Annotated in this window: 25 protein-coding genes; 24 read left to right on the top strand and 1 reads right to left on the bottom strand. The window is 49.2% G+C overall.

The features are described from left to right. The first annotated feature begins 2 nt into the window (after window positions 1-2). A complete protein-coding gene (locus tag SY83_RS14675; protein WP_068607730.1) occupies window positions 3-1190 on the top strand; it encodes an exonuclease SbcCD subunit D in 1188 nt (395 codons plus the stop codon). Further along, a complete protein-coding gene (locus tag SY83_RS14680; RefSeq protein ID WP_068607732.1) occupies window positions 1187-4651 on the top strand; it encodes an AAA family ATPase in 3465 nt (1154 codons plus the stop codon). The genes SY83_RS14675 and SY83_RS14680 overlap by 4 nt, the downstream gene beginning before the upstream one ends. 44 nt (window positions 4652-4695) lie before the next feature. Here the strand turns inward: SY83_RS14680 and SY83_RS14685 are convergent, their stop codons facing one another. Further along, window positions 4696-6477: a putative bifunctional diguanylate cyclase/phosphodiesterase gene (locus SY83_RS14685; protein ID WP_068607734.1), complete on the bottom strand. Its 1782-nt coding sequence runs from the start codon at window positions 6475-6477 to the stop codon at window positions 4696-4698. A 243-nt stretch (window positions 6478-6720) separates the two neighbouring features. On the opposite strand from SY83_RS14685, the gene SY83_RS14690 reads away from it, so the two are divergent. The 22 genes from SY83_RS14690 to dnaG all read left to right on the top strand — a co-directional run bounded on the left by SY83_RS14690 (window position 6721) and on the right by dnaG (window position 26072). Beyond that, entirely contained in the window at window positions 6721-7035 is a 315-nt protein-coding gene (locus tag SY83_RS14690) for a hypothetical protein (protein WP_068607735.1), read from the top strand. Between the two features lie 110 nt (window positions 7036-7145). Then, window positions 7146-7493 carry a histidine triad nucleotide-binding protein gene (locus tag SY83_RS14695; protein ID WP_068607737.1) on the top strand — a complete coding sequence of 116 codons (348 nt, stop codon included), beginning with the start codon at window positions 7146-7148 and terminating at the stop codon, window positions 7491-7493. 172 nt (window positions 7494-7665) lie between these two features. Continuing rightward, window positions 7666-7839 carry a 30S ribosomal protein S21 gene (rpsU, locus tag SY83_RS14700; RefSeq protein ID WP_005547957.1) on the top strand — a complete coding sequence of 58 codons (174 nt, stop codon included), beginning with the start codon at window positions 7666-7668 and terminating at the stop codon, window positions 7837-7839. A 15-nt stretch (window positions 7840-7854) separates the two neighbouring features. Next, window positions 7855-8298, top strand: coding sequence for a GatB/YqeY domain-containing protein (locus SY83_RS14705; protein ID WP_068607739.1), 444 nt, complete (start codon window positions 7855-7857; stop codon window positions 8296-8298). A gap of 135 nt (window positions 8299-8433) precedes the next feature. Beyond that, complete coding sequence (locus SY83_RS14710; RefSeq protein WP_068607741.1) at window positions 8434-9792, top strand: NfeD family protein; 1359 nt, start codon at window positions 8434-8436, stop codon at window positions 9790-9792. 24 nt (window positions 9793-9816) lie between these two features. Further along, complete coding sequence (gene floA / locus SY83_RS14715) at window positions 9817-10809, top strand: flotillin-like protein FloA (RefSeq protein ID WP_269453455.1); 993 nt, start codon at window positions 9817-9819, stop codon at window positions 10807-10809. Window positions 10810-10825: 16 nt separating this feature from the next. Further along, a complete protein-coding gene (locus SY83_RS14720; protein ID WP_068607743.1) occupies window positions 10826-11344 on the top strand; it encodes a hypothetical protein in 519 nt (172 codons plus the stop codon). Window positions 11345-11487: 143 nt separating this feature from the next. After that, entirely contained in the window at window positions 11488-11766 is a 279-nt protein-coding gene (gene yqfC, locus SY83_RS14725) for a sporulation protein YqfC (RefSeq protein ID WP_068607746.1), read from the top strand. Between the two features lie 66 nt (window positions 11767-11832). Next, on the top strand, window positions 11833-13023 hold the full coding sequence (yqfD, locus tag SY83_RS14730) for a sporulation protein YqfD (protein ID WP_068607748.1): 1191 nt from the start codon (window positions 11833-11835) through the stop codon (window positions 13021-13023). Between the two features lie 6 nt (window positions 13024-13029). Then, the gene (locus tag SY83_RS14735) at window positions 13030-14001 is read left to right on the top strand and encodes a PhoH family protein (RefSeq protein ID WP_068607753.1); all 972 of its coding nucleotides are present in this window, start codon (window positions 13030-13032) and stop codon (window positions 13999-14001) included. Window positions 14002-14020: 19 nt separating this feature from the next. Next, complete coding sequence (locus SY83_RS14740; RefSeq protein ID WP_068607756.1) at window positions 14021-16258, top strand: HD family phosphohydrolase; 2238 nt, start codon at window positions 14021-14023, stop codon at window positions 16256-16258. Window positions 16259-16260: 2 nt separating this feature from the next. Beyond that, a complete protein-coding gene (gene ybeY, locus SY83_RS14745) occupies window positions 16261-16761 on the top strand; it encodes an rRNA maturation RNase YbeY (protein ID WP_068607758.1) in 501 nt (166 codons plus the stop codon). A gap of 77 nt (window positions 16762-16838) precedes the next feature. Beyond that, complete coding sequence (locus SY83_RS14750) at window positions 16839-17129, top strand: diacylglycerol kinase family protein (protein WP_157279947.1); 291 nt, start codon at window positions 16839-16841, stop codon at window positions 17127-17129. 45 nt (window positions 17130-17174) lie between these two features. Beyond that, complete coding sequence (locus tag SY83_RS14755) at window positions 17175-17576, top strand: cytidine deaminase (protein WP_068607764.1); 402 nt, start codon at window positions 17175-17177, stop codon at window positions 17574-17576. Between the two features lie 15 nt (window positions 17577-17591). Then, window positions 17592-18497, top strand: a complete 906-nt coding sequence (gene era / locus SY83_RS14760) for a GTPase Era (RefSeq protein ID WP_068607767.1) — start codon at window positions 17592-17594, stop codon at window positions 18495-18497. Between the two features lie 112 nt (window positions 18498-18609). Continuing rightward, on the top strand, window positions 18610-18756 hold the full coding sequence (locus SY83_RS22820) for a YqzL family protein (RefSeq protein ID WP_157279865.1): 147 nt from the start codon (window positions 18610-18612) through the stop codon (window positions 18754-18756). A gap of 10 nt (window positions 18757-18766) precedes the next feature. Beyond that, window positions 18767-19540, top strand: a complete 774-nt coding sequence (recO, locus tag SY83_RS14765; protein WP_331709941.1) for a DNA repair protein RecO — start codon at window positions 18767-18769, stop codon at window positions 19538-19540. Window positions 19541-19862: 322 nt separating this feature from the next. Further along, window positions 19863-20759 carry a glycine--tRNA ligase subunit alpha gene (glyQ, locus tag SY83_RS14770; protein ID WP_068607770.1) on the top strand — a complete coding sequence of 299 codons (897 nt, stop codon included), beginning with the start codon at window positions 19863-19865 and terminating at the stop codon, window positions 20757-20759. After that, the gene (gene glyS / locus SY83_RS14775; RefSeq protein ID WP_068607778.1) at window positions 20752-22824 is read left to right on the top strand and encodes a glycine--tRNA ligase subunit beta; all 2073 of its coding nucleotides are present in this window, start codon (window positions 20752-20754) and stop codon (window positions 22822-22824) included. Before glyQ ends, glyS begins: the two co-directional genes overlap by 8 nt. Before the next feature lie 16 nt (window positions 22825-22840). Next, complete coding sequence (locus tag SY83_RS14780) at window positions 22841-23653, top strand: pyruvate, water dikinase regulatory protein (RefSeq protein WP_407944595.1); 813 nt, start codon at window positions 22841-22843, stop codon at window positions 23651-23653. A 73-nt stretch (window positions 23654-23726) separates the two neighbouring features. After that, the gene (locus SY83_RS14785; RefSeq protein ID WP_068607783.1) at window positions 23727-24203 is read left to right on the top strand and encodes a YaiI/YqxD family protein; all 477 of its coding nucleotides are present in this window, start codon (window positions 23727-23729) and stop codon (window positions 24201-24203) included. Between the two features lie 45 nt (window positions 24204-24248). Then, on the top strand, window positions 24249-26072 hold the full coding sequence (gene dnaG, locus SY83_RS14790) for a DNA primase (RefSeq protein WP_068607785.1): 1824 nt from the start codon (window positions 24249-24251) through the stop codon (window positions 26070-26072). Window positions 26073-26104: the final 32 nt, after the last annotated feature.

The following is a 26104-nucleotide window of genomic DNA, read 5'->3' on the forward strand; positions in this document are numbered from 1 at the left end:
ACATGCGTATTTTGCATACAGCGGATTGGCATCTGGGTCGAATGCTCGAAGGCAGGGGCCGACTCGAGGAACAGGCCGCATTCGTTGATGAAATTATTGAGATTGTAGAGCGGGAAGGAATTGATCTCGTATTGATCGCGGGAGATGTGTACGATACGGTCAATCCCCCGGCGGCGGCTGAGCAATTATTTTATGAAGGTGTATCTCGTCTCTCCGATGGGGGCAGGCGTCCTGTCGTGGTAATTGCAGGTAATCATGACAACCCCGATCGGATAGCCGCCGCGGGTCCGCTTGCGAATGAAAGGAATATCACGCTTGTCGGATTGCCAACAGCGAATGTCCAGGAAATTGGGATTTCTCGCACGGGTGAGCGTGCCAAATTATTTTCGTTACCCTATCCGTCGGAATCGCGCTTGCGCGAAGTGTTGACGGACAGTACGGATGAAGCGGTGTTGCGAGGCGCGTATACGGCCAAAGTCGCCCATCTGGTAGCTCAGCAAGCTCCTGCGTTTGGGCCGGATACCGTTAATTTATTGATGAGTCATATTTACGTCTTGGGCGGAGCGGAAACCGACTCGGAGCGCCCGATTCAAGTAGGTGGAGCCTATACCGTCGATACTGCCGCACTTACTGCGCAAGGTTTACAATATGTCGCTTTGGGGCATTTGCACAGGCCGCAAACGCTTAAAGCGTCAGTACCGATACGTTACAGCGGTTCCCCGCTGGCTTACAGCTTCTCCGAAGCAGGTCAGGCGAAGTCCGTGACCATTCTCGAAGCGGCGCCCGGACAACCGGTACAGCTGCGGGAAGTGTTCCTGTCCAGCGGCCACCCGCTGGTGCGTTGGCGCGCGGTTCAAGGAATCAGTCAGGTACACGCTTGGTTTGATGAGGGGAAAGATCTGGCCGCCTGGATTGATTTGGAGCTCCACCTGACGGAAGCTCTTTCCATGGAACAAATTCAGACGCTGCGCAAGGAACGCGGCAAGCTGGTCAATATTCGCGTAATCTATCCGGACACCTTGGATGCGGAGCGATCCGCGGCCCGGGAAGAACTGCCGATCGATGAGTTGTTCCGAAGGTTCTACACGAAACAAACCGGCGGAGCGGAAGCGGATGCCGAAACGATTCGATTATTTCTGGAATTGGTAGGCGAGAGCGGAGACGCGTCGGAAAGGGGAGATGCCTCTTGAAACCGATCCGGTTGAAATTAGCAGGCTTACAGAGTTACAGGGAAGCCCAGGAGATTGACTTCACGGAGTTGACGGAAGCAGGTGTATTCGGCATCTTCGGACCGACCGGAAGCGGTAAATCTTCCATACTGGACGCCATTACATTGGCGCTATACGGCAAGGTTGAGCGTGCGCCGCTAGGTACACAGGGTATTTTGAACCAATTCGAACAGAGTTTGACGGTCGCCTTCACCTTTGAATTAACATCGGCTTCAGGCAAGCGGCGTTACCGGATCGAACGACAATATAAGCGTATCGGCGAAGTATCGGTGTCGAATACGGTATGCCGATTTGTACATATCCTTCCGGAAGGTGAGGAAGTTACAGCGGACAAGCAGGTGGATGTCAATGCGGCGGTTGAAGACCTGATTGGGTTATCGATGCAGGATTTCACCCGCGCTGTCGTACTGCCCCAAGGGAAATTTGCTGAATTCCTGTCTCTTAAGGGGAGTGACCGCCGTCAGATGCTGCAGCGCTTGTTTCATCTTGAAGCATACGGAGACGTGCTTAACGGTCGTTTGAACCACAGAACGAAAGAAACGAACATGTCTCTAAAGCAGACGGAGGCGGAGCAGCAAGGTCTTGGCGATGCATCCGCTGAAGCGTTGCAAGCGGCGGAGGGCCGGTTGCAGCTTGCTTCAGAGTCGGCTCAGCGTCAGCGAAAGCTTCTTCTGGAAGTCAACGAAACCTATGAGCGGCTGAAGCGTGTGCGGGATCGTCATCAAGAGCGGGCAAACGTATATGCTCAACTGGAGGTATTGGAGTCGTCGGACGGTCAAATACAGGAACAGGAACGGTTGTTGACCTTGCACGCGGCGGCGGAACGTTTGCTTCCCCTTCTTAAGGACTGGCAGGGCGCGGGCATGGCGGTTGAGGATTGTGTTCGCAAGCTGGAGGAAGGCAAGCGTCTGCGGAATGAGGCGGAGAGCTTGCATACTCAGGCTGAGGAAGCTTGCAAAAAGGCCGGTCAGGAATTGTCCTTACATGAAGGAAGTCTGATTCTGCGGTTAAATCAACTGAAACAAGCCAAAGAACTGGAAACGGAAATCGGGGCACTGCGTCGTGAGGCATCCGAGTTGACCGCGAAGCAAACGGAAGCCGAAGGTCAGTTGGCTGACTTGCGGCAGCGTATAGCCAAGGAACGGGCTATGCTGGAGAAAGCGATTGTTCGCCAAGCGGAGCTGCAGGAAGCGCTGAAAGGGAACGAAGTTCGTCCGGAGCAGCGTCAGCGCCTGCATGAGGCTTCCAGGCAGCGGCATGAGTTGCTGAGCCTGCGCAAGCAACAGGCCGCGCTGGCGACGGAGGCGGCTGCCAAGCGCGCCGCCTGCCATGCGCAAGAGCAGGCCGCGTCGGAGCTGCTCCGCGCGGAACAGGCGGGCGACGCGCAGCTTGGCGCGCTCGCCGCCGAGCTGGCCGAAGCCGGCATCGCCGCGGATGCCGGCGCGGCCGGGCTCCGGGAGCTGCTGGCCGAAGCGGCGCAGCTCCTGGAGCGGGAGCGCATCGCCGACCGGGAGCGGTCGGCGATGGCGCTTGCGGCGCAGCTGGCGGCGCATCTGCACGACGGCACACCGTGTCCGGTGTGCGGGTCGGCGGCGCATCCGCAGCCTGCGCAAGGGCCTGAGGCGGCTCCTGCCGACGGCGGCGCCGCGGAGCGGCTGCAGCAGCTCCTGGAGCGCTTGCGCGGCCTGAGCCCTGAGGTGAAGCAGCTGCAGCTGCTTCACCAGGGGCTGGCCGCGCAGCTCGCGGAGCGGCTGCCAGCCGGCGGGGCGCTGGCGGCGGCGGGATTGGCCGCCGAGCCAACGCCTGCGGCGCCTGCATCGGCAGCCGATGCGGAGGTGTCGCGGTTATCCGCGACACCGTCAGCTTTATCTGCCGAAGCGGCGCTGGCAAGCTTGTTGTCAAGAACAGATGAATTGGAAGAGTCTCTGAATCTCGCGATTTCAAAGGCGCAACAACATGCGGAGCAGCTAAGGACTTTGATTCGTCACGGTGAGATGACGCGCAGACAAAGGCATGAACACGAAGCAGAGCTCAAAGCGTCCCAAGGAATTACAACTGAGGTTTTACGTAAATATGAAGAAGCCAACCGAGCGCTGCTCGACACCCAGAAGCTCTGGTCCGAACGCTATGCTGATTTGCCCGAGGAGGCTTTAGAAAGCGCTTTGGAACAGTTAGCGGAGAAGGACCGGCAGGTACAATCCATACGTGAGTCTTTAGAGAAGAGTGTGCCGTATATTGATCAAGCCCGATTAAATATCGAGCGCCTTCAGCTTGCGTTGGCTGATCTGGACCGTGAGGAGGCGCACAGGAAAGCGATATTTGGCGGTAAGCGGGAACTGCTTCAGGAGAAAGAAGAGCGCTTGGATGAATGGACGGGCAAGATACCCGCTGATCGATTAATAGTAGAGACTACGGTCCGGTTGGATGGTCTGAGAGACCGTGTCGCACACACGAAGAAGGAATCCGCAGACACAGCTAGTGCTTACCAGCAGCTATTACAAAGATGGAGTATGCTGACGCAGGCGCTGCAATCCGCCCAAGAACAATGCGATAAATTGGATCTGGCTTGGCGCCAGGCGTTAGAGACTTCACTGTTCAAGGATACGGAACAAGTAAGCGCCGCTTTACTTTCAGAAGCGAAGGCTCAAGATTGGATGAAGGCCATTCGTGAACATCGGGAGCGTCAACACGCCTTGCGTGGAAAGCTTGAACATATTGATGCTCAGCTTCAAGGCGCCGTGGTAACCGAGTCCAAGTGGCAAGAGATCGTTGATCAATGCGTAACTGTCAAGGAAGCCGATGAAGCCGCGTTGAGGGAGCTTGCCAAATCAGAGCGGGATCTGGAAGAGCTTACAGGACGTCATGAGCGGTGGAAGGGACTGGAAGCCGGAAGAGGGAAGCTTCAAGAACTTTATAACAGGCTTAGTCAGTTGCAAAGTGTGTTCAGGGGGAACGCATTCGTGGAGTTCATTGCGGAAGAACAATTAACGCAAGTCAGCCGCGCCGCTTCTGAGCGGTTGGGTTTCCTGACCAGGCAGCGTTATGCGTTGGAGGTCGATTCTTCAGGCGGCTTTGTGATCCGCGATGATGCGAACGGAGGATTAAGACGGCCGGTTTCAACGCTTTCAGGAGGCGAAACTTTCCTTACATCCCTGGCGTTGGCATTGGCTCTATCCGGACAGATTCAGCTTCGGGGAGAATATCCGCTGGAATTTTTCTTCTTGGACGAAGGGTTTGGAACGCTGGACCAGGATTTACTGGATACGGTCATTACATCCTTAGAAAAGCTGCACGGGGACCGATTATCGGTCGGCGTCATCTCCCATGTTCCGGAGCTTCGGGCGAGATTACCGCGTAAGCTGGTCGTATCGCCGGCGGAGTCATCGGGCAAAGGCAGCAGAATTCATCTGGAAACATTATAAGGTGACTCATACAACAACGAAACAAAGCGGATAAGGCTTAAGCCTTATCCGCTTTGTCTCATTTGTCCAAGCTCCAGCCATTCCTGCAGCATATGCTGCGGCATCGGTTTGCCGAAGTAATAGCCTTGCGCCTCATCGCATTGTCTGCTTTGAAGGAAACCATATTGCTCAGCCGTTTCAACGCCTTCGCCTGTAACCTGCAGGCCCAATGTCTTGGCCAGCAGAATAATGGCCGTTACGATGGCGGCGTCATCGCTGTTGTCATGGATGCCGCTAATAAAGGAACGGTCAATCTTAAGGCCGTCAATCGGGAACTTCTTAAGATAATTGAGAGAGGAATAGCCAGTCCCGAAATCATCAATTACGATGCGCAGCCCCATATCTTTAAGCTGCTGAAGAATTACGATGGCTTGATTCACATCTTGCATGGCTGCCGTTTCCGTGACTTCGAATTCCAGCAAGGAAGGACTCAAGCCCGTTTCCCGTAATACCCGGCGTATGGTTTCGGCCAGGTGGGTGTGACTGAACTGACGAGGGGACAGGTTCACACTGATTCCCAAGGCGGGGTAACCTTGATCCATCCATCGTTTAAGCTGCCTGCAAGCCAACTCCAGCACTTGTTCACCAATCGGGATGATGAGCCCCGTTTCTTCCGCAAGCGGGATAAACTCATCCGGATGAATGATCCCTTGCTGCGGATGAATCCAACGAACAAGCGCCTCCAAACAAATGGTCTTTCCGCTGGCCGTAGCCACACGGGGCTGATAATAAACAACGAATTCTTTCCGTTCCACGGCATGTCTTAACATGGTTGTCATCGTAACCCGTTCAAACCGATGGGACGACGCGGGATGCTCATAGAAACGGACATTGTTCCTGCCTTCTTTCTTGACCGAGTAAAGAGCGGTATCCGCGTTCTTCATCAACGTATTGGCATCCAGACCGTCATCCGGATACAGGGCGATGCCGATACTTGAAGTCGTAAACACTTCTTTCCCTCCGACCATGAGAGAAGTTTTAAGCGCGGCAACCATCTCTTCCGCAATCGCCAAGGCAGCCGTGGAATCACCTGTCATTAACAAACCAAACTCATCACCGCCCATACGGGCAAGCATAGCCCCGGGAGGCAGACAGGATTTTAGCCGATCAGCCACGGTTTTGAGCAGGAAATCGCCGGCGGAGTGACCCATCGTATCATTCACATACTTAAATTGGTCCAAATCAAGGAAGAAAATCGCCAGCTCCATATCTGATTTTCCCTTTGCTGAAATGGAAGCCGCCAGTTTTTCACGAAACGAAAACCGGTTTGGCAACAACGTCAACGCGTCATAGTGCGCCATTTGCCGAAGATGACTGGTTATTTTGCTTACATAAATAATGAACAGCACCATACCCATACAGATGAAGAATGTTTCCATCGTAACCAAAGGCTCGTGTTGAACGACGGCATACAGACACAGATTGGCCATGCCGAGAACAGTGAAAATGACAGCTGCCGCAATACCGATTTCAGATGCGTAAAAAGCCAGAAACAGCAATACCAACCAAGTCGGCTGTACCTGCAACCCCCACTCCGGTAGAGTGAAGATAAGTGAAATTAAGAGACTGTCCACCACCATGTAGATGCCCACCGAACGGGTAAGCAAGTCTTGTTGCAAGTGTTTGGAGACGGTATGTCTCCAGATCAGCACGATCGTCCATATAACAGAAAGAACAATGATAGGTAACAGAGCGGCAGATTGACCGTCAAACAAATATAATAGCGTAAGAATCGACGGAATTAACGCATGACCATACGCAAAATAGGGAGCATTATTAGAATTCATTATTCACCTCTGAAAAACTCGAAATATGTAATATTTGGTCGAATCATATTCAGTATATAATAAAATGCGACCATTCTACTATAAAAATAATAATTTTCTGCAATGTACACTCCTTATTAACTACTTAAATTAATGAACCATAGTAATTTAAAACTATTTTACATAATATTGTGTAGCCGTTTGCCCATGGGTGAATATCCTGTAACAAAGATATGTAAGACACCACCCTGGGAGGCTGAATCGATGAACTTGGAAGAAAAGAAGAAATTGTGCAAAGATCACATGCACCGGTACGTTTCCGTGCAGACGACAGACGGAGGTCTGTACGACGGTATTGTGGAAGATCTGGACGATGAGTATCTTTACCTTGCCGTTCCGGCTACGGAACCGGACTACAGAGGCTTCTCACCGCTGGGTTATCCTTACCAACGTCCCCCTTACTACCCGTATTATCCACAATACCCTTACTATCAGTATCCTTATGGGCGTCGCAGATTCAACCGTCTTGGATTGCCGTTAGCCGGGTTGTTGGGTTTATCTTTGCTGCCGTATTATTAAAATGCCGGAAGCCCTCTCTTCAGAGGGTTTTTCCATAAGGTATATTGGACGAGCCTTTGTTTTTTTTGGTATGATGTGATCAGAATAGTCTTGTAGAGGAGGTACATAGATTGGATTGTATTTTTTGCAAAATTGTCGAGGGCTCGATCCCTTCCAGTAAAGTATTTGAAGATGAATTCGTTCTGGCGTTTCGAGACATTCAGCCCGCGGCTCCGACGCATATTCTGATCATCCCTAAGAAGCATATCGCCACGATGAACGATGTTGCGGAAGAAGACTACGCCATAATCGGAGATATTCACCGTGCCGCCCAGCATATTGCGAGGGAGCAAGGCATTGCGGAAACGGGATATCGCTTGATTAACAACTGCGGAACCGACAGCGGGCAGTTGGTGTTCCATATCCATTATCATTTGGTCGGCGGGGAGAATTTGGGACCATTATTATCTAAAGCTTAGGTCATTTGGCAGGTTTAGGCGGACTCCTTTTGGACAAAGCTGGTGACAGGACATGGCGTTACGAAAAAAGTATGGTGCATAGGTTGACACTCCCTTTCGCTATAACATATAATGTAGTTTGATAAACCGTGTTGTTCGTCTTGGACGGTCTGTTCGGAGGGAGGGAAAACTGGTGTCTGAAACTAAAGTTCGCAAAAATGAAACAATTGATGCTGCACTTCGCCGCTTTAAGCGTTCCATCGCCAAAGACGGTGTACTTGCAGAAGTGAAAAAGCGTAAACATTATGAGAAGCCAAGTGTAAAACGCAAGAAGAAATCTGAGGCTGCTCGTAAGAGAAAGTTTTAGGAGGATTATCAGCCAATGAGCTTAAGCGAACGATTGAACGGCGATATGAAGCAGGCGATGAGGGACCAAGACAAGTTTAAACTCTCCGTCATTCGGATGATTCGTTCTAATATCAAGAATCAAGAAATTGATCTCAAGAGAGATTTGAACGACGACGAAGTGCTTGATATTCTTGCTCGTGAAATCAAACAGCGTAAAGATTCCCTCCAAGAGTTTGACAAAGCGGGTCGCGAGGATCTCGCCACCCAGGTTAAAGCAGAAATCGAAATTATCGGGCAATACCTTCCGCAGCAGCTGACAGAAGAAGAAATCACAGCGATTGTACAGCAGACCATCCAGGAAGTCGGTGCTTCTTCGAAAGCTGATATGGGGAAAGTCATGAGCGCATTAATGCCTAAAACCAAAGGGCGTGCTGACGGAAAGCTAGTGAATCAAGCCGTTCAGCAGTTTCTGCAATAATATAAAAAGAAAACACTCCAGCAATGGAGTGTTTTTTTCATGATGATTTTTTGACCATTTCTTTAAAATTGAAACGATTTGTGAATGATAACCGTAATAGGTAATAGATTACATAGAGGGAAGCGGGTGAGTAAGATGGATGGAAAGCCTGGCTTAAGCAGGTTCATCGTATGGGTATTCCTGCTTCAATGGATAGCGGCTCTCGGGGCCGGGACAGCTGGAGCAGAAGGTAATCATGGGAAAGGAACAACCGAGATCTGGGTAATTCCTGTCCAACAAGGCATCGAATCGGGTTTAAGCCAATTCGTGAATCGGGGTTTAGAGAAAGCGGAGGCCGACGGAGCGTCTCATGTCATACTAGAAATGGATACGTTAGGCGGTCGTGTGGATGCCGCGGAATTCATGGGAAAGAGTATTCGTGACAGTAACGTGCCGGTGACCGTGTTCGTGAAGGGGAAAGCGGCATCAGCCGGAAGTTATCTCGCGCTGAATGCGGATCGCATCGTGATGGCCCCGGGCAGCACGATTGGCGCTGCAGCATTAGTTGACGGCTCCGGAGAGCGAGTCAAGGATTCAAAGACCATATCGTTCTGGTCAGGCATGATGAGAAGCGCCGCGGAACTGAACGGCAGGAACGGGGATATCGCCGCGGGTATGGTCGATGAGAGCGCGGAAGTGGCGATGCCGGAAATCAAGCGAACGAAAAAGGCGGGGCAGATCATCTCGCTATCCGCTGAAGAAGCGCGTAAGGTGGGCTATTCCGATCACACCGCAGTGGATTTGAAGGCCGTTGTAAGTTGGTTAACTCCGGAAGGGGCGGCCGTTAAGCATGTCGCTCCAACATGGGCCGAGAAGGTGGCTTCGTGGGTAACTCACCCCGTGGTGATGACCTTGCTCCTGATACTTGGACTCGCGGGCATTGCCATTGAACTGCTTGTTCCGGGTTTTGGCGCACCGGGTATCATCGGAATTCTGTCTTTCGGACTTTACTTTTTCGGTCATTATATTGCGGGATTCGCGGGGGTGGAAGAGGTGTTGCTCTTTATCGTCGGGATTGTGCTTTTGGCCAGTGAACTCTTCGTTCCAAGCTTCGGGATCCTAGGCATTCTGGGCATTGTCAGTCTAATCAGCGGCGTCATCATGGCCGCCTATGACTCTGACAATGCATTGCTTTCACTTGGTGTCGCAACGATCGTCGCAGCTGTCATAGTTACTGTGTTCGTACGTTATTTCAAGCATCGAGGCATATGGCACAAATTCATATTGCGTGATGAACTCACGACAGATCAAGGGTATGTGCCGGCTGACGCGAAAGAAGACTTGTTATACCACAGCGGCGAAAGCATTACTCCGCTGAGACCCGCGGGTATGGTAGATATTGGCGGACGACGGGTGGACGTGGTGACAGAAGGCGAGTTTATCGGCTCAGGCAAGAACGTAAAGGTTATCCGTATTGAAGGCACGAGAGTGATTGTCAGAGAAACGAAAGAATAATAACACATTTGGAGGCGTGAAGGCATGGAATTGGATCCGATGGTTTCTATATTGTTGATTGTAGTGGTTGCTGTGGTGGTGCTGTCTATTTTTCTGAGCTTTTTCCCGATTATGCTTTGGATTTCCGCGTTGGCGTCCGGTGTACCGGTTGGCATTATAACTTTGGTTGCCATGAGACTGCGCCGAGTAGTGCCGAGTCGGATTGTAAATCCTTTGATTAAGGCGCGCAAAGCGGGTTTAGGTCTTAACATTAACCAATTGGAGAGCCATTTCCTGGCGGGTGGTAATGTAGACCGGGTTGTTAACGCGCTGATTGCCGCTGAACGCGCCAATATAATGTTGGTGTTTGAGCGGGCGGCTGCGATTGACCTGGCGGGTCGTGATGTGCTGCTTGCCGTGCAAATGAGCGTTAATCCGCGTGTCATTGAAACGCCGATCGTAGCCGCTGTAGCTAAAGACGGTATTGAGGTCAAGGTTAAAGCAAGGGTAACCGTTCGAGCGAACATCGAGCGTCTGGTCGGCGGCGCCGGCGAAGAGACGATCATTGCCCGTGTCGGAGAAGGCATTGTAACAACAGTCGGTTCCAGCGGCTCCCACAAGGATGTTCTGGAGAATCCGGACATGATCTCTCGCACGGTCTTGGGCAAAGGTTTGGATGCAGGCACTGCCTTTGAAATTCTGTCGATTGATATCGCGGATGTGGATGTAGGCAAGAATATCGGCGCGCACCTCCAGACAGAGCAAGCCGAGGCGGATAAGCGCATTGCCCAAGCCAAAGCTGAAGAACGCCGTGCGATGGCGGTGGCGCAGGAGCAAGAGATGAAAGCTAAAGTAGTCGAGATGAAGGCGAAGGTTGTGGAATCCGAGTCCCAGGTCCCGTTAGCGATGGCGGAAGCGTTGAAGAGCGGAAAGCTTGGCGTTATGGACTATATGAACTTGCGTAACATTGAATCGGATACCCAAATGAGATCGAACCTGGGAAAAATATCAGATCCTGGAACAGACCGTGAGGAATAGAACGGAGTGATCAGGTATGAATACAGTCATTGAATTGTTGTTAGAAAATATCGTGTTCGTCATTGCGATCGGTGGTTTTCTATACTCCTTATATGTAAAGAATGTGCGAAATTCAAGGAGGGGTATAGAAACACCGGTTGCCGGTTCGGATGAGGATCGGCCTGAGTCCAGCCCCGTTCAGCGGATGCCATCCTTCGGAGGTGAAGACGGTTCTTTAACGGGTCGGGTGTTGACAAAGGCGTACCGAAATCAATCAACCTCCGTAGATGGAACGTCCACACCCGTTTATCGTTCATATTCCTTAGATACAACAACGGAAACGGAAGGAATCTCGATGGAGAGATTCAATGAACTTCCTTCTGAAGTTACACGATTCGAACAGGTTAAACACGTATCGTCACCAAGTAAGTCGGACCGTGAAGCTGTTTTAAACTCTTTGGATGCCGGGCGTAAGTCTGTTGTTCAAGGTGTGGTATGGGCGGAAATACTCGGACCGCCCCGGGCCAAGAAGCCGTGGAGACGAGACAGGGGTTAATCACATACTTAGCGCCAAAGAAGAAGCAGCCACCGCAAAGGACGGGTTGCTTCTTTTGTTTGTCCTGTCGGGTTATTGCGGAGCTACTCATAACCCGTGTTTTCCGCGCATATATTTTAAAGTACGGGAGGGGGCTGTCGTTCATGCGCCGCATAAATCGCAGGCTGCGTAAGTTTACCGCTAATATGCTGGATCTTCCACAGGACGTCATCTTCGACCTGCCGAGGATTACGCTGATCGGCAATATGCAGCTTTACATTGAGAACCACCGCGGCGTCAGCGAGTTTTCCGGCGATATGCTGCGATTGAGTTTAAGTAAAGGCGCGATGGAGATTTACGGTAAAAATTTGGTGATCCGCGCCATTTTGACAGAAGAAATGTTTGTTGAAGGTGAAGTGTTCGGGTTGAAGTATTTGCCTTGACAAGCCTTTCGCATCTGAAATGCGTTACATAAATGATCTTAACGGTCGCTCAAGGAGGAATCGGCGTTGAAATCGCAATCGATCTTGGCATTGCAAGGCTATGTCACCATTCGTGTGGTGGGCAGAGAACCCGAAAGGCTGATTAACTTGGCGGCCGCGAAGAAATTTACCTTGTGGAACATTCAAAATATGGATTCTCATGAATTGCAATTGAATATCCTGTTAAAGGATTTTTTTCGTATTCGTCCGCTTTTAAGGCAGACAGGCTGTGTCCTTCGGGTGAAGAAGCGTCATGGATTTCCCTTCTTTCTTCGGAAGGCGGAGAAGCGTAAGTGGTTCGGTTTAGGCATGTTGGGTTTTCTGGCCGGAATCTACCTCCTGTCTTCCATCGTATGGCAAGTTACCGTGTCCGGTAATGATACGATCCCTGATGAAGATATTCTGGCAGAAGCTCGTAAGCAAGGCGTTTACAGCATGCAATGGAAATTCAGAATGAAAGACCCCGCCGTCACCTCTAAAATCTTGATCAACAACATTCCCGGCGTTTCCTGGGTAGGTATGGAAGTGAAGGGATCCCGGGTTCATTTCAATATTGTCGAGGCGGACTCTCCGGAGAAAAGGGAGCTGATGAGCCCTCGCAACCTGGTTTCTTCCTCCGATGCGGTTATTACCCACATTTTTGCCGAGAGGGGAAGGCCCATTGTTAAGGTTCATGACCGTGTTCAGAAGGGACAAGTACTTATTAAAGGCATTTACGGCGATGAGGAAAATCAAGAGGCCGTTATCTCCGAGGGGACGGTCAGGGGACTGGTATGGCATGAGTTTCAGATCGTTTCACCCTTGAAGCAAAAATATAAAGTTTATACAGGCGCAACCATGAATCGAAACTATATCATTACCGGAAACCGCGCATTGAAAATTTGGGGATACGGCAAGGTGCCGTTTAGTAAGTATGAGACGATAAATGTGATGCATAAATTACAGTGGCGATCCTATGGAATCCCGGTCGGGACGATGACCCAGAAGCTGTTGGAGGTGCGGTTTGACGAGCGCAAGTTGGACGTGCCTGCGGCAAGGGAGATCGGACTTCAACAGGCACGCGCTGAGATTTTGTCGAAAACAGAGGTTAAACCGAAGATCGTTGCAGAAAAAATTTTGCATGATAAGACGGACAATGGTAAAGTTTATATGAAAGTGCTGATTGAGGCGGAAGAAAATATTAGTGTGGAACAACCAATCATAGGGCAAGGGGAATGAGGCTTTTTGTCAGAACTTGAAGGAGTCATTAAAGTACCTTTATTGAATGCATCGGAGGGGCTCTCGCTCTTTGGACCCCAAGACAAATTCCTGAACATTATCGAGAAGACCATTGAAGCCAAGATTTATACACGGGAAGCGGACATCGTCATTCAAGGCGGACGTAAAGAAACGGATTCGCTTCAGCAGCTGTTCGAAGTATTGCTGCAGCTTGTGCGCAATGGATACATATTAACGGAGCGGGACATTGTCTATGCTTTGGAATTAGCCAAAGAGATGAAAGCCGACCAATTGCTTGAATTATATAAAGGCGAAGTGGCGATGACCTACAGAGGCAAGCCCATTCGTCCGAAGACGATCGGACAGAATCACTATGTCACCACGATCAAGAAGAAAGACATCGTGCTGGGCATCGGACCGGCCGGTACAGGAAAAACATACTTGGCGGTCGTACTTGCCGTATCCGCGCTGAAAGAAGGAAGAGTCAAGCGGATCGTTCTGACCAGACCGGCGGTTGAAGCGGGCGAAAGTCTGGGCTTTCTGCCGGGTGACCTGCAGGAGAAGGTAGATCCTTATCTGCGTCCATTGTACGATGCGTTGAATGATGTTCTCGGTCCGGAACAAGTAGCCAAATCGCTGGAAAGAGGATTAATCGAAATCGCACCGTTAGCTTATATGCGGGGACGAACATTGGATGATTCATTTATTATCCTCGATGAAGCCCAGAACACCACGCCGGAACAGATGAAGATGTTCCTGACCCGGCTCGGATTCGGTTCGAAGATGGTTATCACCGGCGACGTTTCTCAGATTGATTTGCCCAAAGGTAAGAAATCCGGCCTCGTGGAGGTACAGCGTATTTTGAAAGAAATCGAGGAAATCGGAATCATTTATTTTGCTGAGCAGGACGTTGTAAGGCACTCTTTGGTCCAGAAAATTATTGTAGCCTACAACGCAGACAGTGAAAACCAAGGGTGACAGAGAGGAATGACCTCCATTGATCCAGCAACACAAGTCGTTTAAAGAACAATTTCAATATCAGACCGGAGGCTGGAAGTATAGCGCACTCGTGCGCTTTCTTCTGTTTCTGGCCCTGTGGCTGTTATTATACTTTTCTTTCGCGGGCAAGCTGATTCCCGAACGTTATGACATCCAATTGAATGTGGCCAGTGAGAAGACCATCTGGGCTCCGGAACCGTTGGAGAATGAGAAAGCTACATTGAAGGCGCAGGATGAAGCGGCTGAGAGTGTGGACCCTGTTGAAACCTTCGTCTCCTTAACCAATGAGAATTTAGTCCAAGGACTCTACGACAAACTCGAACAATTGAATGCGGATACGCAAGTTACCTTTGATGATAAAGTCAATATTTATCGTCGGGAGCTCCCGCAGAAACGCGAGGAGTTCATTAACGCCTTCTTGCGAAGCGGCGCGACAACAAGTATTCATTCAGAATCTTTGCTTGCGGAAGTGAAGAAAGGCATCACCGAGCAGGAATATCGCTTTCCTGAGGACGCATTCTTTAAGCTGCCGCGATTGTCGAATGAGGATCTGGAAGCTATGCGCCCGGTTACGGTAGATGTCGTCAACGAAATCATGAAAGACGAACGTCCCGACGCGCAAGCGGCAAGAGCCCAAGTGGCGGAAATCGTGAACACTTCCAATTTGACGAAGAACACGCAACGCAAAATGGTGCAGGAAATTGCGCGATTTGTCATTACGCCGAATGTGTTTTTTGATAAACAGGCAACGGAAGAAGCAAGAGCCCAGGCGAGAGAGAACACCCCCGCTGTCATGATCCTCAAAGGGGAGGAACTCGTAAAGAAAGGCGAAGTCATCACCAAGGAAAAGTATGAGTTGTTGAACGAAGCCGGGCTGCTTCGGGATAAAGTCAATTATATGCCTCAGGTGGGACTCATCCTGCTGGTAACCTTAATGGTACTGCTGCTTGTCATGTATATTATGCAACGCAGCCCAACCCTTACGGAGAACAATTCCAGGCTGGCCATGCTGGTCCTGATTTATTTCCTGAACATTATGGCCATGAAACTCGTATCCATCGGCCAGACTCCGGAATTTCCGTTAGCCTATTTGGCTCCGGTTGCGCTGGGGTCCATGCTGATTACCCTGTTACTGGATATCCCGCTGGCCTTTCTCTCCTCCGTCTTGTTCAGTTTGGCGGCCAGCATTATTTTCAACACGGGCTATGAAGTCATCTTTGATTTCAGGATTGGCTTCGTCTCTTTGCTGGTGTGTTTCTCGGCCATCTTCGCCTTGCATAAGGCGAGTCAGCGTTCCACAATTCTGAAGGCCGGGGTTATGGTTTGCTTGGTAGGCGCGGCATCCGTTACGGCGCTAAATTTATTGAGTGATGAATACAATTTGCGCAGTATGCTTCAATCAATCTCCTTAATGATCGGCAGCGGCTTACTGACCGCCGTACTGGTTATTGGTTTGATGCCGTTCTTTGAAGTGTCGTTCGGCATCCTCTCAGCATTAAAGCTTGTTGAGCTGTCCAATCCGAATCACCCTTTGCTGCGCAAGTTGCTGACGGAAACGCCGGGTACATATCACCACAGCGTGATGGTGGGGAATTTATCTGAAGCGGCCGCTGAATCTATCGGAGCCAACGGTTTATTGTGCAGGGTGGGTTCGTTCTACCATGATATCGGCAAAACTAAGAGACCCAGCTATTTTATTGAAAATCAATCGAATATAGAGAATCCGCATGATCTGATTGACCCTAAACTCAGTAAATCCATTATTATCGCGCACGCGCGCGACGGAGTTGAAATGTTGAAAGATCACAAGATTCCAAGACCGATTTGGGAAATCGCAGAACAGCATCACGGTACCACATTATTGAAATACTTCTACCACAAAGCGCGAAAGATGCTTGAAGATGAGGGAAAAGATCCGGGTGAAATCAAAGAAGAGGACTTCCGTTACTTCGGTCCCAAGGCGCAGTCCAAGGAAGCCGCTATCGTAGGTATTGCCGACTGCGTGGAAGCAGCCGTCCGTTCCCTTCGCAATCCGACTGTGGACCAGATTGAATCCATGGTACAGAAGATTATCAAGAACAGGCTGGATGACCACCAGTTCAATGAATGTGACTTGACCCTTAAGGAATTGGACAAAATAGCGATAACACTCAAGGAAACGCTGCTGGGCATATTCCATTCCAGAATTGAATATCCGGAAGATTTGACCAAAAGCGTGAAGAAAGGAGAAGCTTAACCATGGCGTTGAACTTAACGTGGAGCGATAATCAAGAAATTCATCCGATTTCGGAGGAGTTGGCAAGCCTGTTGGAACGCTTGCTGCAAGAGGCGGGACAAGCCGAGAAGGTGGAAGAAGGCGAGGTTTCCCTGACGTTCGTCACCGATCAGGAAATTCATGAGCTTAACAAACAATACCGGAACATGGACAAACCGACGGATGTACTTTCCTTCTCTATGCAGGAATTTGTGGACGAGGAGCCGGAAATTCTATATGAACTTGAAGAAGGCGAGGCCGAACCGGACGATTTCTCCGATGTTCTGGGGGACATCGTCATTTCAGTGGAACGTGCGAAAGCCCAAGCTGAGGACTATGGACACTCTTTTGAACGTGAAGTAGGTTTCTTGTTTGTACACGGATTCCTTCATTTGATCGGATATGATCATGAAGATGAAGCTGCGGAGAAGACCATGATGGACAAGCAGGAAGCGATTCTGGGCAAAGTGGGACTGAGCAGGTGAGACACCGTCTTGGAGGTCTTTCGGCCTTCACCGTAGCTTGGCAAGGTATAATTTACGCGGTTAAACATGAACGGCATATGAAATTTCATGTATTTGCAACCGGCGCGGTGTTGGGATTGAGTTGGCTGTTTCATATTCCGGGAGACCGATTGATGTTTGTGCTTCTGGCAATTACGTTGGTCTTAAGCGCCGAACTGTTCAATACAGCTATTGAGAAAACCGTGGATCTGGCGATGCCGACGGAACACCCGCTAGCCAAAATCGCGAAAGATACCGCCGCAGGAGCCGTGTTGGTCACTGCGGTTTTTGCCATTATTGTTTTTATATATGTTTTCGCGTTTCCCCTTAAGGAATGGCTTGGATTTTAAACTGTGGGCAATTCTATAAAAAATTGAAAGCAAAGGGTGAATTCCATGGACGAAAGAGCCTTAATCAGTGAAGCATTAAAAGCCAGAGAGAAAGCGTATGTCCCTTATTCCAATTTCAAGGTAGGCGCGGCCCTGTTGCACGAAAGCGGAGATATTATCCATGGCTGCAATGTCGAAAATGCTTCTTACGGCGCGACGAACTGCGCGGAACGCACCAGCATGTTTCGGGCGATCTCTGAGGGTCGCAAAGCAGGGACGTTTAAATCCATGGCTATCGTCGGCGATACGGAAGGCCCCATTGCGCCTTGCGGCATTTGCCGTCAGGTTATGATTGAAATCTGCGGGCCGGATATGCCCGTTATTCTCGGAAACACTGCAGGCGTCTATATTACAACAACCGTGAAAGAGCTGCTTCCAGGCGCTTTTGACCAAACGAGTCTTAAATAAGCAGGAGGAACATCCATGTCAAACGCTTCAAAAAAATTCCGCTCCGGATTTGTTGCCATTATCGGCCGTCCTAACGTCGGGAAATCGACTTTAATGAATCAGGTCATCGGCCAAAAAATAGCCATCATGTCAGACAAACCTCAAACTACACGAAACAAAATTCATGGTGTTTATACGACCGATGATTATCAGATCGTCTTTTTGGATACACCCGGTATTCACAAACCCCAGTCCAAGCTTGGCGATTATATGATGAAGGTTGCGCAAAGCACTTTTTCCGAAGTGGACGCGGTACTATTCCTGATTGACGTTGTGGACGGAATCGGAGGCGGCGACCGGTTCATTATTGAACAACTCAAGCATGTGAAAACCCCGGTTATATTGGTCATGAACAAGATTGATCAGGTACATCCGGAAGCATTGCTCCCTATCATCTCACAATATAAAGAGTTGTATGACTTTGCAGAGATTGTGCCCATTTCCGCGAGGCAGGGCAATAACGTGAATACGTTGCTGGATCAAGTTCGTAAATATTTAAACGAAGGTCCTCAATACTATCCGTCCGATCAAGTTACGGACCACCCCGAGCAATTTGTTTGCGCTGAATTAATCCGGGAAAAGATTCTTCACAAAACCCGCGAGGAAATACCGCACTCCATCGCTGTGCAAATCGAAAGTATGCGGGTTAAACCTAACGGAATGGTCGATATCGGGGCCGTCATCTTTGTGGAAAGGGACTCACAAAAGGGTATTATTATCGGAAAACAGGGATCACTGCTTAAAGAGATCGGCAGAGAAGCACGTATGGATATCGAAAGATTGCTGGGTTCCAAGATTTTTCTGGAGCTATGGGTAAAGGTGAAGAAGGATTGGCGCAATCAAGAGCGCGTGCTGAAGGATCTGGGATTCCGTCATGACTGACATTAATTGTAACGCATAGATCCCTGCGATTCTCATCATCCTAAAGAGGAGTTTACGCTTGGCTAGCCTTAATTCACAAGGTCCAAACACTCCAACCGGAAGGATGATAGCGATGCGAGACTTTTCATGGAATGTATTTGCAAATACAGGTGATGTGGAAGCATATATGCTTTATCGGGATTGGGATAACCGCGGTCAGAATGAGGCGAATGAGCACGAAGAGGAACACCAGGAAGAGTGGGCGGAATCCTTAAACTGACATACCTTCAATGAACGCATGGGAGCGGGGGAAGGATATGCTGTACAAAGTTGAAGGTATCGTTATTCGCAGTATGGACTATGGTGAGGGCAACAAAATTATAACGATTTATTCTAAAACACACGGCAAAATCGGAATCATGGCAAAAGGAGCAAAGAAGCTCAAAAGCCGACACGCTGGCGTAAGCCAGCTGTTTACATATGGTGAATTTATGTTTTATAAAACCAGCGGTCTGGGTTCTTTAAATCAAGGGGAAATTCTGACCGCGCATCACAAAATTCGCGGAGATCTTCATTTGGCCGCGTATGCTGCTTACCTGGTGGAGATGGTAGACCGGATGGTGGAGGACACAGAGGCCAGCGAGTTTCTTTTTGAGCAACTTAAAGCCGCATTAGACGCATTTGAAGAGGGAAAAGATCCTCAAATTATAGTACGTATGTTTGAGATGAAGATGCTGCATTTCTCTGGCGTCGCCCCTGTTTTGGATGCTTGCGTACATTGCGGCAGGGATGAACCTCCGTTCTCGCTTAGCCCCGGAATGGGCGGGTTATTATGCAGACTATGCAGATTGCGCGATCCTAGGGGGATTTCAGTAACAGAAGGGACCGTGAAGTTGTTGAATGTGTTCCAACAGGTTGATTTACGACGATTGGGCAATATAACGGTCAAACATGAAACCCGTTTGCAACTTAAACAATGTATGCGTGCCTATATGGATATACATGTCAGTATTCCGTTTCGATCTTTGCATTTCCTGGATCAGATGGATAAGTACGATATTTAACATGAAGCAGTCTGTTTGACATCGTCTGAAGATTTAGTTATCATAATGTAATCTAATGTGTAAACGAATAAGACGCTATGAAGGAGAAAGTAACCGGATAAGGTTTGTTTAAGCGATCGGGGACCGTGCGAGCCCGAACAACCACCTGGTGAACACGGCACTCCGGAGTGTTCTCTGTAAGAAAGCGGGTCGAGAAGATGTATTCGGCCAATTAGGGTGGAACCGCGGGAATCAACAACTCTCGTCCCTATACCTGTACCGCAGGTGTATGGATGGGGGTTTTTTGTGTCTGCAAGATTATATTTCGTAAAGGAGTCTTGTCATGAATTTTCAACAAATTATTTTGACCCTGCAGAACTTTTGGGCCGAACAGAAATGTATTATTGTTCAACCTTATGACACGGAGAAAGGCGCGGGTACAATGAACCCGATGACGTTCTTGCGCAGTATTGGTCCGGAGCCGTGGAATGTGGCCTATGTGGAGCCTTCCCGTCGTCCCGCAGATGGACGTTATGGCGAAAACCCGAACCGTTTGTATCAGCATCATCAGTTTCAAGTGATCTTGAAGCCCTCCCCGGACAATATTCAGGAGCTTTATCTTGAAAGTCTGAAGCGTTTAGGCATTGATCCCCTGCAACATGATATCCGGTTTGTGGAAGATAACTGGGAATCACCTACGTTAGGCGCATGGGGATTGGGTTGGGAAGTGTGGCTTGACGGCATGGAGATTACCCAGTTCACGTATTTCCAGCAAGTCGGCGGCATTGATGCCAGTCCGGTGGCTGTAGAGATTACGTACGGATTGGAACGGATGGCTTCGTATATTCAAAATAAAGAGAATGTGTTTGATCTGGAATGGGTGGAAGGCATTACATACGGTGACGTCTTTCTGCAACCGGAATATGAGCATTCCAAATATACGTTTGAAGTGTCGGACGCCAAGATGCTTTTCGGGCTGTTTGCAACCTATGAAGAGGAAGCTCGACGCGCCCTGCAACAACAACTTGTATTTCCGGCCTACGACTATGTGTTGAAATGCTCCCATACGTTCAATCTGCTGGATGCCCGGGGTGCCATTTCCGTGACGGAGCGTACCGGATACATTATGCGTGTTCGGAATCTGGCAAGGGAATGCGCAGCAACCTATTTGGCAGAGCGGGAGCGTCTGGGCTTCCCGTTGCTGGCGAAGGCTGAGAAGGGAGTGGACGCGAATGCCTAAAGATTTATTGCTTGAAATTGGCCTTGAGGAAGTACCGGCACGGTTTATCCGCGCGGCTATGGAGCAACTTAAGGAAAAGACCGTGAAATGGTTAAGCGAGGCGCGAATCGGTCACGGCGAGGTTAAGGCATATGCCACACCGCGGAGATTAGCTGTGTATATTCAAAGCGTTGAAGAGAAGCAAACCGATGTGAATGAGGAAGTTAAAGGACCCTCCCGCAAAATCGCTTTAGATGAAACTGGTGCGTGGAGCAAGGCGGCACAGGGTTTTGCCAGAAGCCAAGGGGTGGATCCGGAAAGCTTCTATTTCCAGGAACTTGGAGGCGTGGAATACATCTATGCCAAGAAGAGCAGTGTCGGTACAGCCACTTCATCGCTACTGAACGAAGCCCTGCCTGCCATCATTACTTCTATGACCTTTCCGAAGAATATGCGTTGGGGAGCTTGGGATCTTAAGTTTGTCCGGCCGATACGGTGGATGGTTGCCCTGTTTGGAGAGGAAGTCGTTCCGTTTGAAATTGCAGGAGTAAGCACGGGTCGTATTTCCCGGGGGCACCGCTTTCTGGGTAATGACACGGAAATTGGCTCTCCTTCCGCATATGCGGACACTCTGAAAGAGGAGTCTGTTTATGTGGATGTGGAAGAAAGACAGGGACTCATCCTGGAGGGAATCCAAAGTCTCTCCAAAGACAAAGGCTGGACCATATCTATTAAAGAGGATCTGCTGGAGGAAGTGCTCTTCCTTGTTGAATATCCAACTGTATTATTCGGTACGTTTGATCCCGATTTCCTGACCATTCCGCAAGATGTGCTTATCACATCCATGCGGGAGCACCAGCGTTATTTCCCGGTGCTGAATCATGATGGGGAATTGCTGCCCTATTTTGTAACGGTTCGAAATGGTAACGAGGTTGCATTGGAACAGGTCGCGAAAGGAAACGAGAAAGTGTTGCGCGCAAGGCTTTCCGATGCTCGTTTCTTCTACCGTGAAGATCAAAAGCTTCCCATCGCAACCGCCTTGGACAAACTGGAAACGATTGTTTTCCACGAGGAACTGGGGACGGTCGCGGATAAGGTTCGTCGGATCGGTAAATTAGCCGGGATGTTATCCGGCATCATGAAGGTGGATCAAGTAACTGCTTTTCATATTGAACGTACGGCTGCGATCTGTAAATTCGATTTGGTTACCCAGATGGTATATGAATTTCCGGAATTACAGGGCGTGATGGGCGAAGATTACGCGCGTAAAGCGGGCGAGCCTGAGCCGGTGGCCAAAGGGATATTTGAACATTATCAACCTCGCTTCTCCGGTGACCAATCTCCCGCCTCACAGGTAGGCGCAATTGTAAGTATAGCGGATAAGCTGGATACCATTGTCGGTTGCTTTTCGATCGGAATCATTCCGACCGGTTCTCAAGATCCGTATGCCTTGCGTCGTCAAGCGGCAGGTATTGTGCAAATGATGCTGGATCACCCTACGGAGTGCACGCTTGCAGAAGCGTTCCGCGCAGCGCTAAGCGTACATCGTGATGCAGGGTTACTGAAGCGGGATGCGGAAGGTATCGAGAAGGATTTACACGATTTCTTCGGGCTTCGTGTCAAGAATGTCTTGTCAGAACAGGCAAGATACGATGTGGTGGATGCCGTCCTGGCCAGCGGATATAACGATATCTCTTCCGTAGTACGCCGGGGTGAAGCGTTAATGGAGGCCGTGCAACAACCTGACTTTAAGATTACGGTAGAATCGTTTAATCGTGTAAATAACCTCGCAGGTAAAGCAACTGCCCATACCGTTGACGCGTCTTTATTTACAGAGTCTGTTGAACATGATTTGTATACCCGCTGGCTCGAAATTCAAGGTCGTTATGAACACCTGCTTAATCAAGGCATGGAAGGACAAGCACTAGCTGCTTTGGCTGAGCTTAAGCCCGCCGTTACCGCTTATTTTGACAAAGTGATGGTTATGGCTGATGATGACAACATTCGTTCTAACCGGTTAGCGACGTTACACGCGATATCCGGCGGATTGAAGAAATTCGCGGATTTCTCCAAGCTGGTCTGGTAAGAAAGGAGAGATGAAGTTGGACAATGTCGTGTTCGCTCCTGTTGTCTATGTGTTATCCGATTCAGCCGGAGATACGGGAGATTCGGTAGTGAGGGCTGCGGCAGCGCAGTTCTATCCCGTACAAGTGAATATTCGCCGTACACCCTACATTCTCGATCGTTCGGACGTGGATAAGGCCATCGAGGCTGTACTAAGAGACAAAGCCATCATTTTGTTCACATTAGTAGTTCCGGAGATGAGAGACTATGTGATTGAACAAGCGATGAAGTACAGTATTCCATATATTGATACTCTGGGGCCGGTCATTTCATCATTGGAACGCATCATAGGCCAGGAATCCAGACATAAGCCCGGGCTCATCCACGAACTGAATGAAGATTATTTCAAAAAGGTCGAGGCGGTCGAATTCGCGGTTAAATATGATGACGGACGCGATCCGATGGGGGTGCTGAAGGCGGACATTGTTCTGGTCGGTGTATCCCGCACTTCCAAAACACCGCTTTCCATGTATCTTGCTTACAAAAAATTTAAGGTCGCTAACGTCCCGCTTGTTCCGGAACTGAAGCCTCCGAATGAATTATTTACGATTGCCAAACGTAAAATCATCGGACTTACGATTAATCCGGATAAGCTGAATCAAATTCGAATTGAACGGTTAAAAGCTTTAGGACTCGCCGGTGATGCCAATTACGCCAATGTGAATCGTATTGTAAGCGAATTGGAATATTCACAACGCATTATGGAGAGATTGGGTTGTGAAGTTCTGGATGTCTCAAGCAGAGCTGTAGAAGAGACGGCAAGTGTTATTATTGATATGATGAGATCCTAGAAAAGAAGGACTTCACCCTCTGTTTCTCGTATATAACACATATGGATTCCAATACTAAGGCAAGATATGGGTGATGATTATTTCCAGCAATACAGGTACGGGCAGAATTCTGGTTGATGCGGATGCTTGTCCCGTTAAGCAGGAAATCGTTTCAGCGGGAGCCTCATTTGGAGCGGAAGTTTGGATGATTGCTTCCTATGACCATCGGCTTAAAGAAATGGCCGGTGTTCATAATGTGCAGGTCGACCGTTCGGATCAGTCTGTTGACCTCTACATCGCCAATCAATTGCGCCCGGGGGATGTGCTGGTTACGCAGGACTTTGGTCTTGCGACGATCGGACTTGCCAAACGTGCCGTGGTACTTTCCAACCGGGGACAAAGATATACGGATCTCACGATGGATTTCTTATTGGAAACGAGACATGAGCAAGCCAAAAAAAGGCGTGGCGGTATGCGTTCCAGAGGACCCAAACCGATGACGGATGAAGATCGCAAACATTTTCTACAAACTTTGACAAAAGTTTTGACTAACATGCAGGAAAATAAATGATAACAGCGAATAGTATTACGTGTTTATTCCAATGTAGGTGATAAGGTGAGTAACGGAAGTATACCGGATGAAGTTATTGAAGCCGTCCTTAAACACCATGATATTGTGGATACCGTCGGTAAGTATGTTCACCTTAGCAAGAATGGCAAATATATGAAGGGGCTGTGCCCATTTCATTCCGAAAAGACGCCTTCATTCACGGTGACACCTGAAAAACAAATTTTTAAATGTTATGGATGCGGGGCCGGCGGGAACTCCATCGGTTTTATAATGCAGATTGAAGGTTATAGTTTTCCTGAGGCTGTACGAGCTATGGCTGAAGATGCTGAGGTTAATGTTCAGTGGGAAGACGCTACAGCCGAGCAAACCGAGAAGCAGAAGGAACGGCAGAAGTTGTTGGACGCTTACGATCTGGCATCGCGCATGTACCACTTTCTGCTTAAGAACACGGAGCATGGCCGAGAGGCGATGGATTACTTGAAAGGCAGGGGCTTTTCCGACAAGCTGATTGATCATTTTCAGATCGGCTATGCGCCCCCGCAGTGGGATACGTTATCACGGCAATTAACCAAACGGGAATTTCCGATGGAGTTAATGAAGCAAGGCGGATTATTGCTTTCCCGTAACGACGGAAGTCCATATGATCTGTTCCGCGACCGAATTATGTTTCCCATTTGGGATGCCCGGGGGCGGGTTGTGGCTTTTGGCGGACGAATTCTGGGAGAAGGCGGACCCAAGTATTTAAACTCTTCGGAATCGTCCTTATTTCATAAGAGTCGAACGCTGTATAATTTTAATCATGCACGACCGACGATCCGAAAAAGCAGAGAACTTGTACTTTTTGAAGGGTATGTCGATGTGATTAAAGCTTGGGACGCAGGGATTCACAACGGTGTGGCTACGATGGGTACGTCGCTCACGGAAGAGAATGCATTCATGATGCATAAGAATGTAGACCGGATCATCCTTTGTTATGATGGAGATGATGCAGGCAGGGCCGCTGCTTATAAGAATTTGTCATTACTCGAGAAGTCCGGCTGCGAAGTCAAAGTTGCTCTGCTGCCGGATCGAATGGATCCGGATGAGTATATCGGGGCGCATGGAGGAGAGCGGTTTGTACGTGAGGTCATCCATGATGCTGTCACATCTCTGAAATTTAAGCTAATATATCTTCGAAAGAATCATATACTCATAGAAGATACAGGGCGGATTAAATATATTCAAGAAGCCTTAAAGTTAATTGCTCCACTTCATTCACCTATGGAAAGGGAACATTACCTTAAAGAGCTTGCGGAAGAATTTGACCAAAGCCCTGAAACTTTGAAACAAGAGCTGCATCAAATCCGCTTGGAAATGCAAAAGTTAGGCACGGGCGGGGATAATCTTGACAATCCGTGGAATAATGTTATGAATGAAAAGCGTGTTGAACCTAAGACACCCTCATTATTACCGGCCTATCATAACGCGGAACGAAAGCTATTGGCGATGATGATTCATGACGCCGAAGTCGCCGAATACGTGCAACCACGTCTCGGAGATCAGTTTAACGTGGAAGTTCACGCAGCCCTTGCTGCTTACTTATATGCTTATTACGCTCAAGGCAAGGAGCCGGACCCAAGTAAATATATGTCCACACTTCAAGATGATCTTCTGGAGAGGGCGGCAAGCGGAATTTTGATGCTTGAATTCGATCATGGCGCCGTCTTTCAGGTTATAGATGATTATATCAGAGAGATTAAGAAATTCCCCCGGATGGCCGCGAGTGAACGGCTTAAAGAAGAGATGCACCGTGCCGAGCGGGCAGGGGACTTTATCAAAGCTGCACAAATTGCAAGTGAGATTATAACCCTAGAGAGACAACAGAAGTAATTAGCGCAGTAAAGTTCTAGGGAGGAGGAGTC

Origin of the sequence: Paenibacillus swuensis (genome assembly GCF_001644605.1) — a bacterium.
Taxonomy (GTDB): Bacteria; Bacillota; Bacilli; order Paenibacillales; family DY6; genus Paenibacillus_N; species Paenibacillus_N swuensis.

What these genes read in the sequence shown, in the direction of transcription:
- SY83_RS14675 (WP_068607730.1), top strand. Translation starts at nt 3, where the DNA reads ATGCGTATTTTGCATACAGCGGATTGGCATCTGGGTCGAATGCTCGAA.
- SY83_RS14685 (WP_068607734.1), bottom strand. Translation starts at nt 6,477, where the DNA reads ATGAATTCTAATAATGCTCCCTATTTTGCGTATGGTCATGCGTTAATT.
- SY83_RS14690 (WP_068607735.1), top strand. Translation starts at nt 6,721, where the DNA reads ATGAACTTGGAAGAAAAGAAGAAATTGTGCAAAGATCACATGCACCGG.
- SY83_RS14705 (WP_068607739.1), top strand. Translation starts at nt 7,855, where the DNA reads ATGAGCTTAAGCGAACGATTGAACGGCGATATGAAGCAGGCGATGAGG.
- SY83_RS14710 (WP_068607741.1), top strand. Translation starts at nt 8,434, where the DNA reads ATGGATGGAAAGCCTGGCTTAAGCAGGTTCATCGTATGGGTATTCCTG.
- floA (WP_269453455.1), top strand. Translation starts at nt 9,817, where the DNA reads ATGGAATTGGATCCGATGGTTTCTATATTGTTGATTGTAGTGGTTGCT.
- SY83_RS14720 (WP_068607743.1), top strand. Translation starts at nt 10,826, where the DNA reads ATGAATACAGTCATTGAATTGTTGTTAGAAAATATCGTGTTCGTCATT.
- yqfC (WP_068607746.1), top strand. Translation starts at nt 11,488, where the DNA reads ATGCGCCGCATAAATCGCAGGCTGCGTAAGTTTACCGCTAATATGCTG.
- ybeY (WP_068607758.1), top strand. Translation starts at nt 16,261, where the DNA reads ATGGCGTTGAACTTAACGTGGAGCGATAATCAAGAAATTCATCCGATT.
- SY83_RS14750 (WP_157279947.1), top strand. Translation starts at nt 16,839, where the DNA reads ATGAAATTTCATGTATTTGCAACCGGCGCGGTGTTGGGATTGAGTTGG.
- SY83_RS14755 (WP_068607764.1), top strand. Translation starts at nt 17,175, where the DNA reads ATGGACGAAAGAGCCTTAATCAGTGAAGCATTAAAAGCCAGAGAGAAA.
- era (WP_068607767.1), top strand. Translation starts at nt 17,592, where the DNA reads ATGTCAAACGCTTCAAAAAAATTCCGCTCCGGATTTGTTGCCATTATC.
- SY83_RS22820 (WP_157279865.1), top strand. Translation starts at nt 18,610, where the DNA reads ATGCGAGACTTTTCATGGAATGTATTTGCAAATACAGGTGATGTGGAA.
- recO (WP_331709941.1), top strand. Translation starts at nt 18,767, where the DNA reads ATGAACGCATGGGAGCGGGGGAAGGATATGCTGTACAAAGTTGAAGGT.
- glyQ (WP_068607770.1), top strand. Translation starts at nt 19,863, where the DNA reads ATGAATTTTCAACAAATTATTTTGACCCTGCAGAACTTTTGGGCCGAA.
- glyS (WP_068607778.1), top strand. Translation starts at nt 20,752, where the DNA reads ATGCCTAAAGATTTATTGCTTGAAATTGGCCTTGAGGAAGTACCGGCA.
- SY83_RS14785 (WP_068607783.1), top strand. Translation starts at nt 23,727, where the DNA reads ATGATTATTTCCAGCAATACAGGTACGGGCAGAATTCTGGTTGATGCG.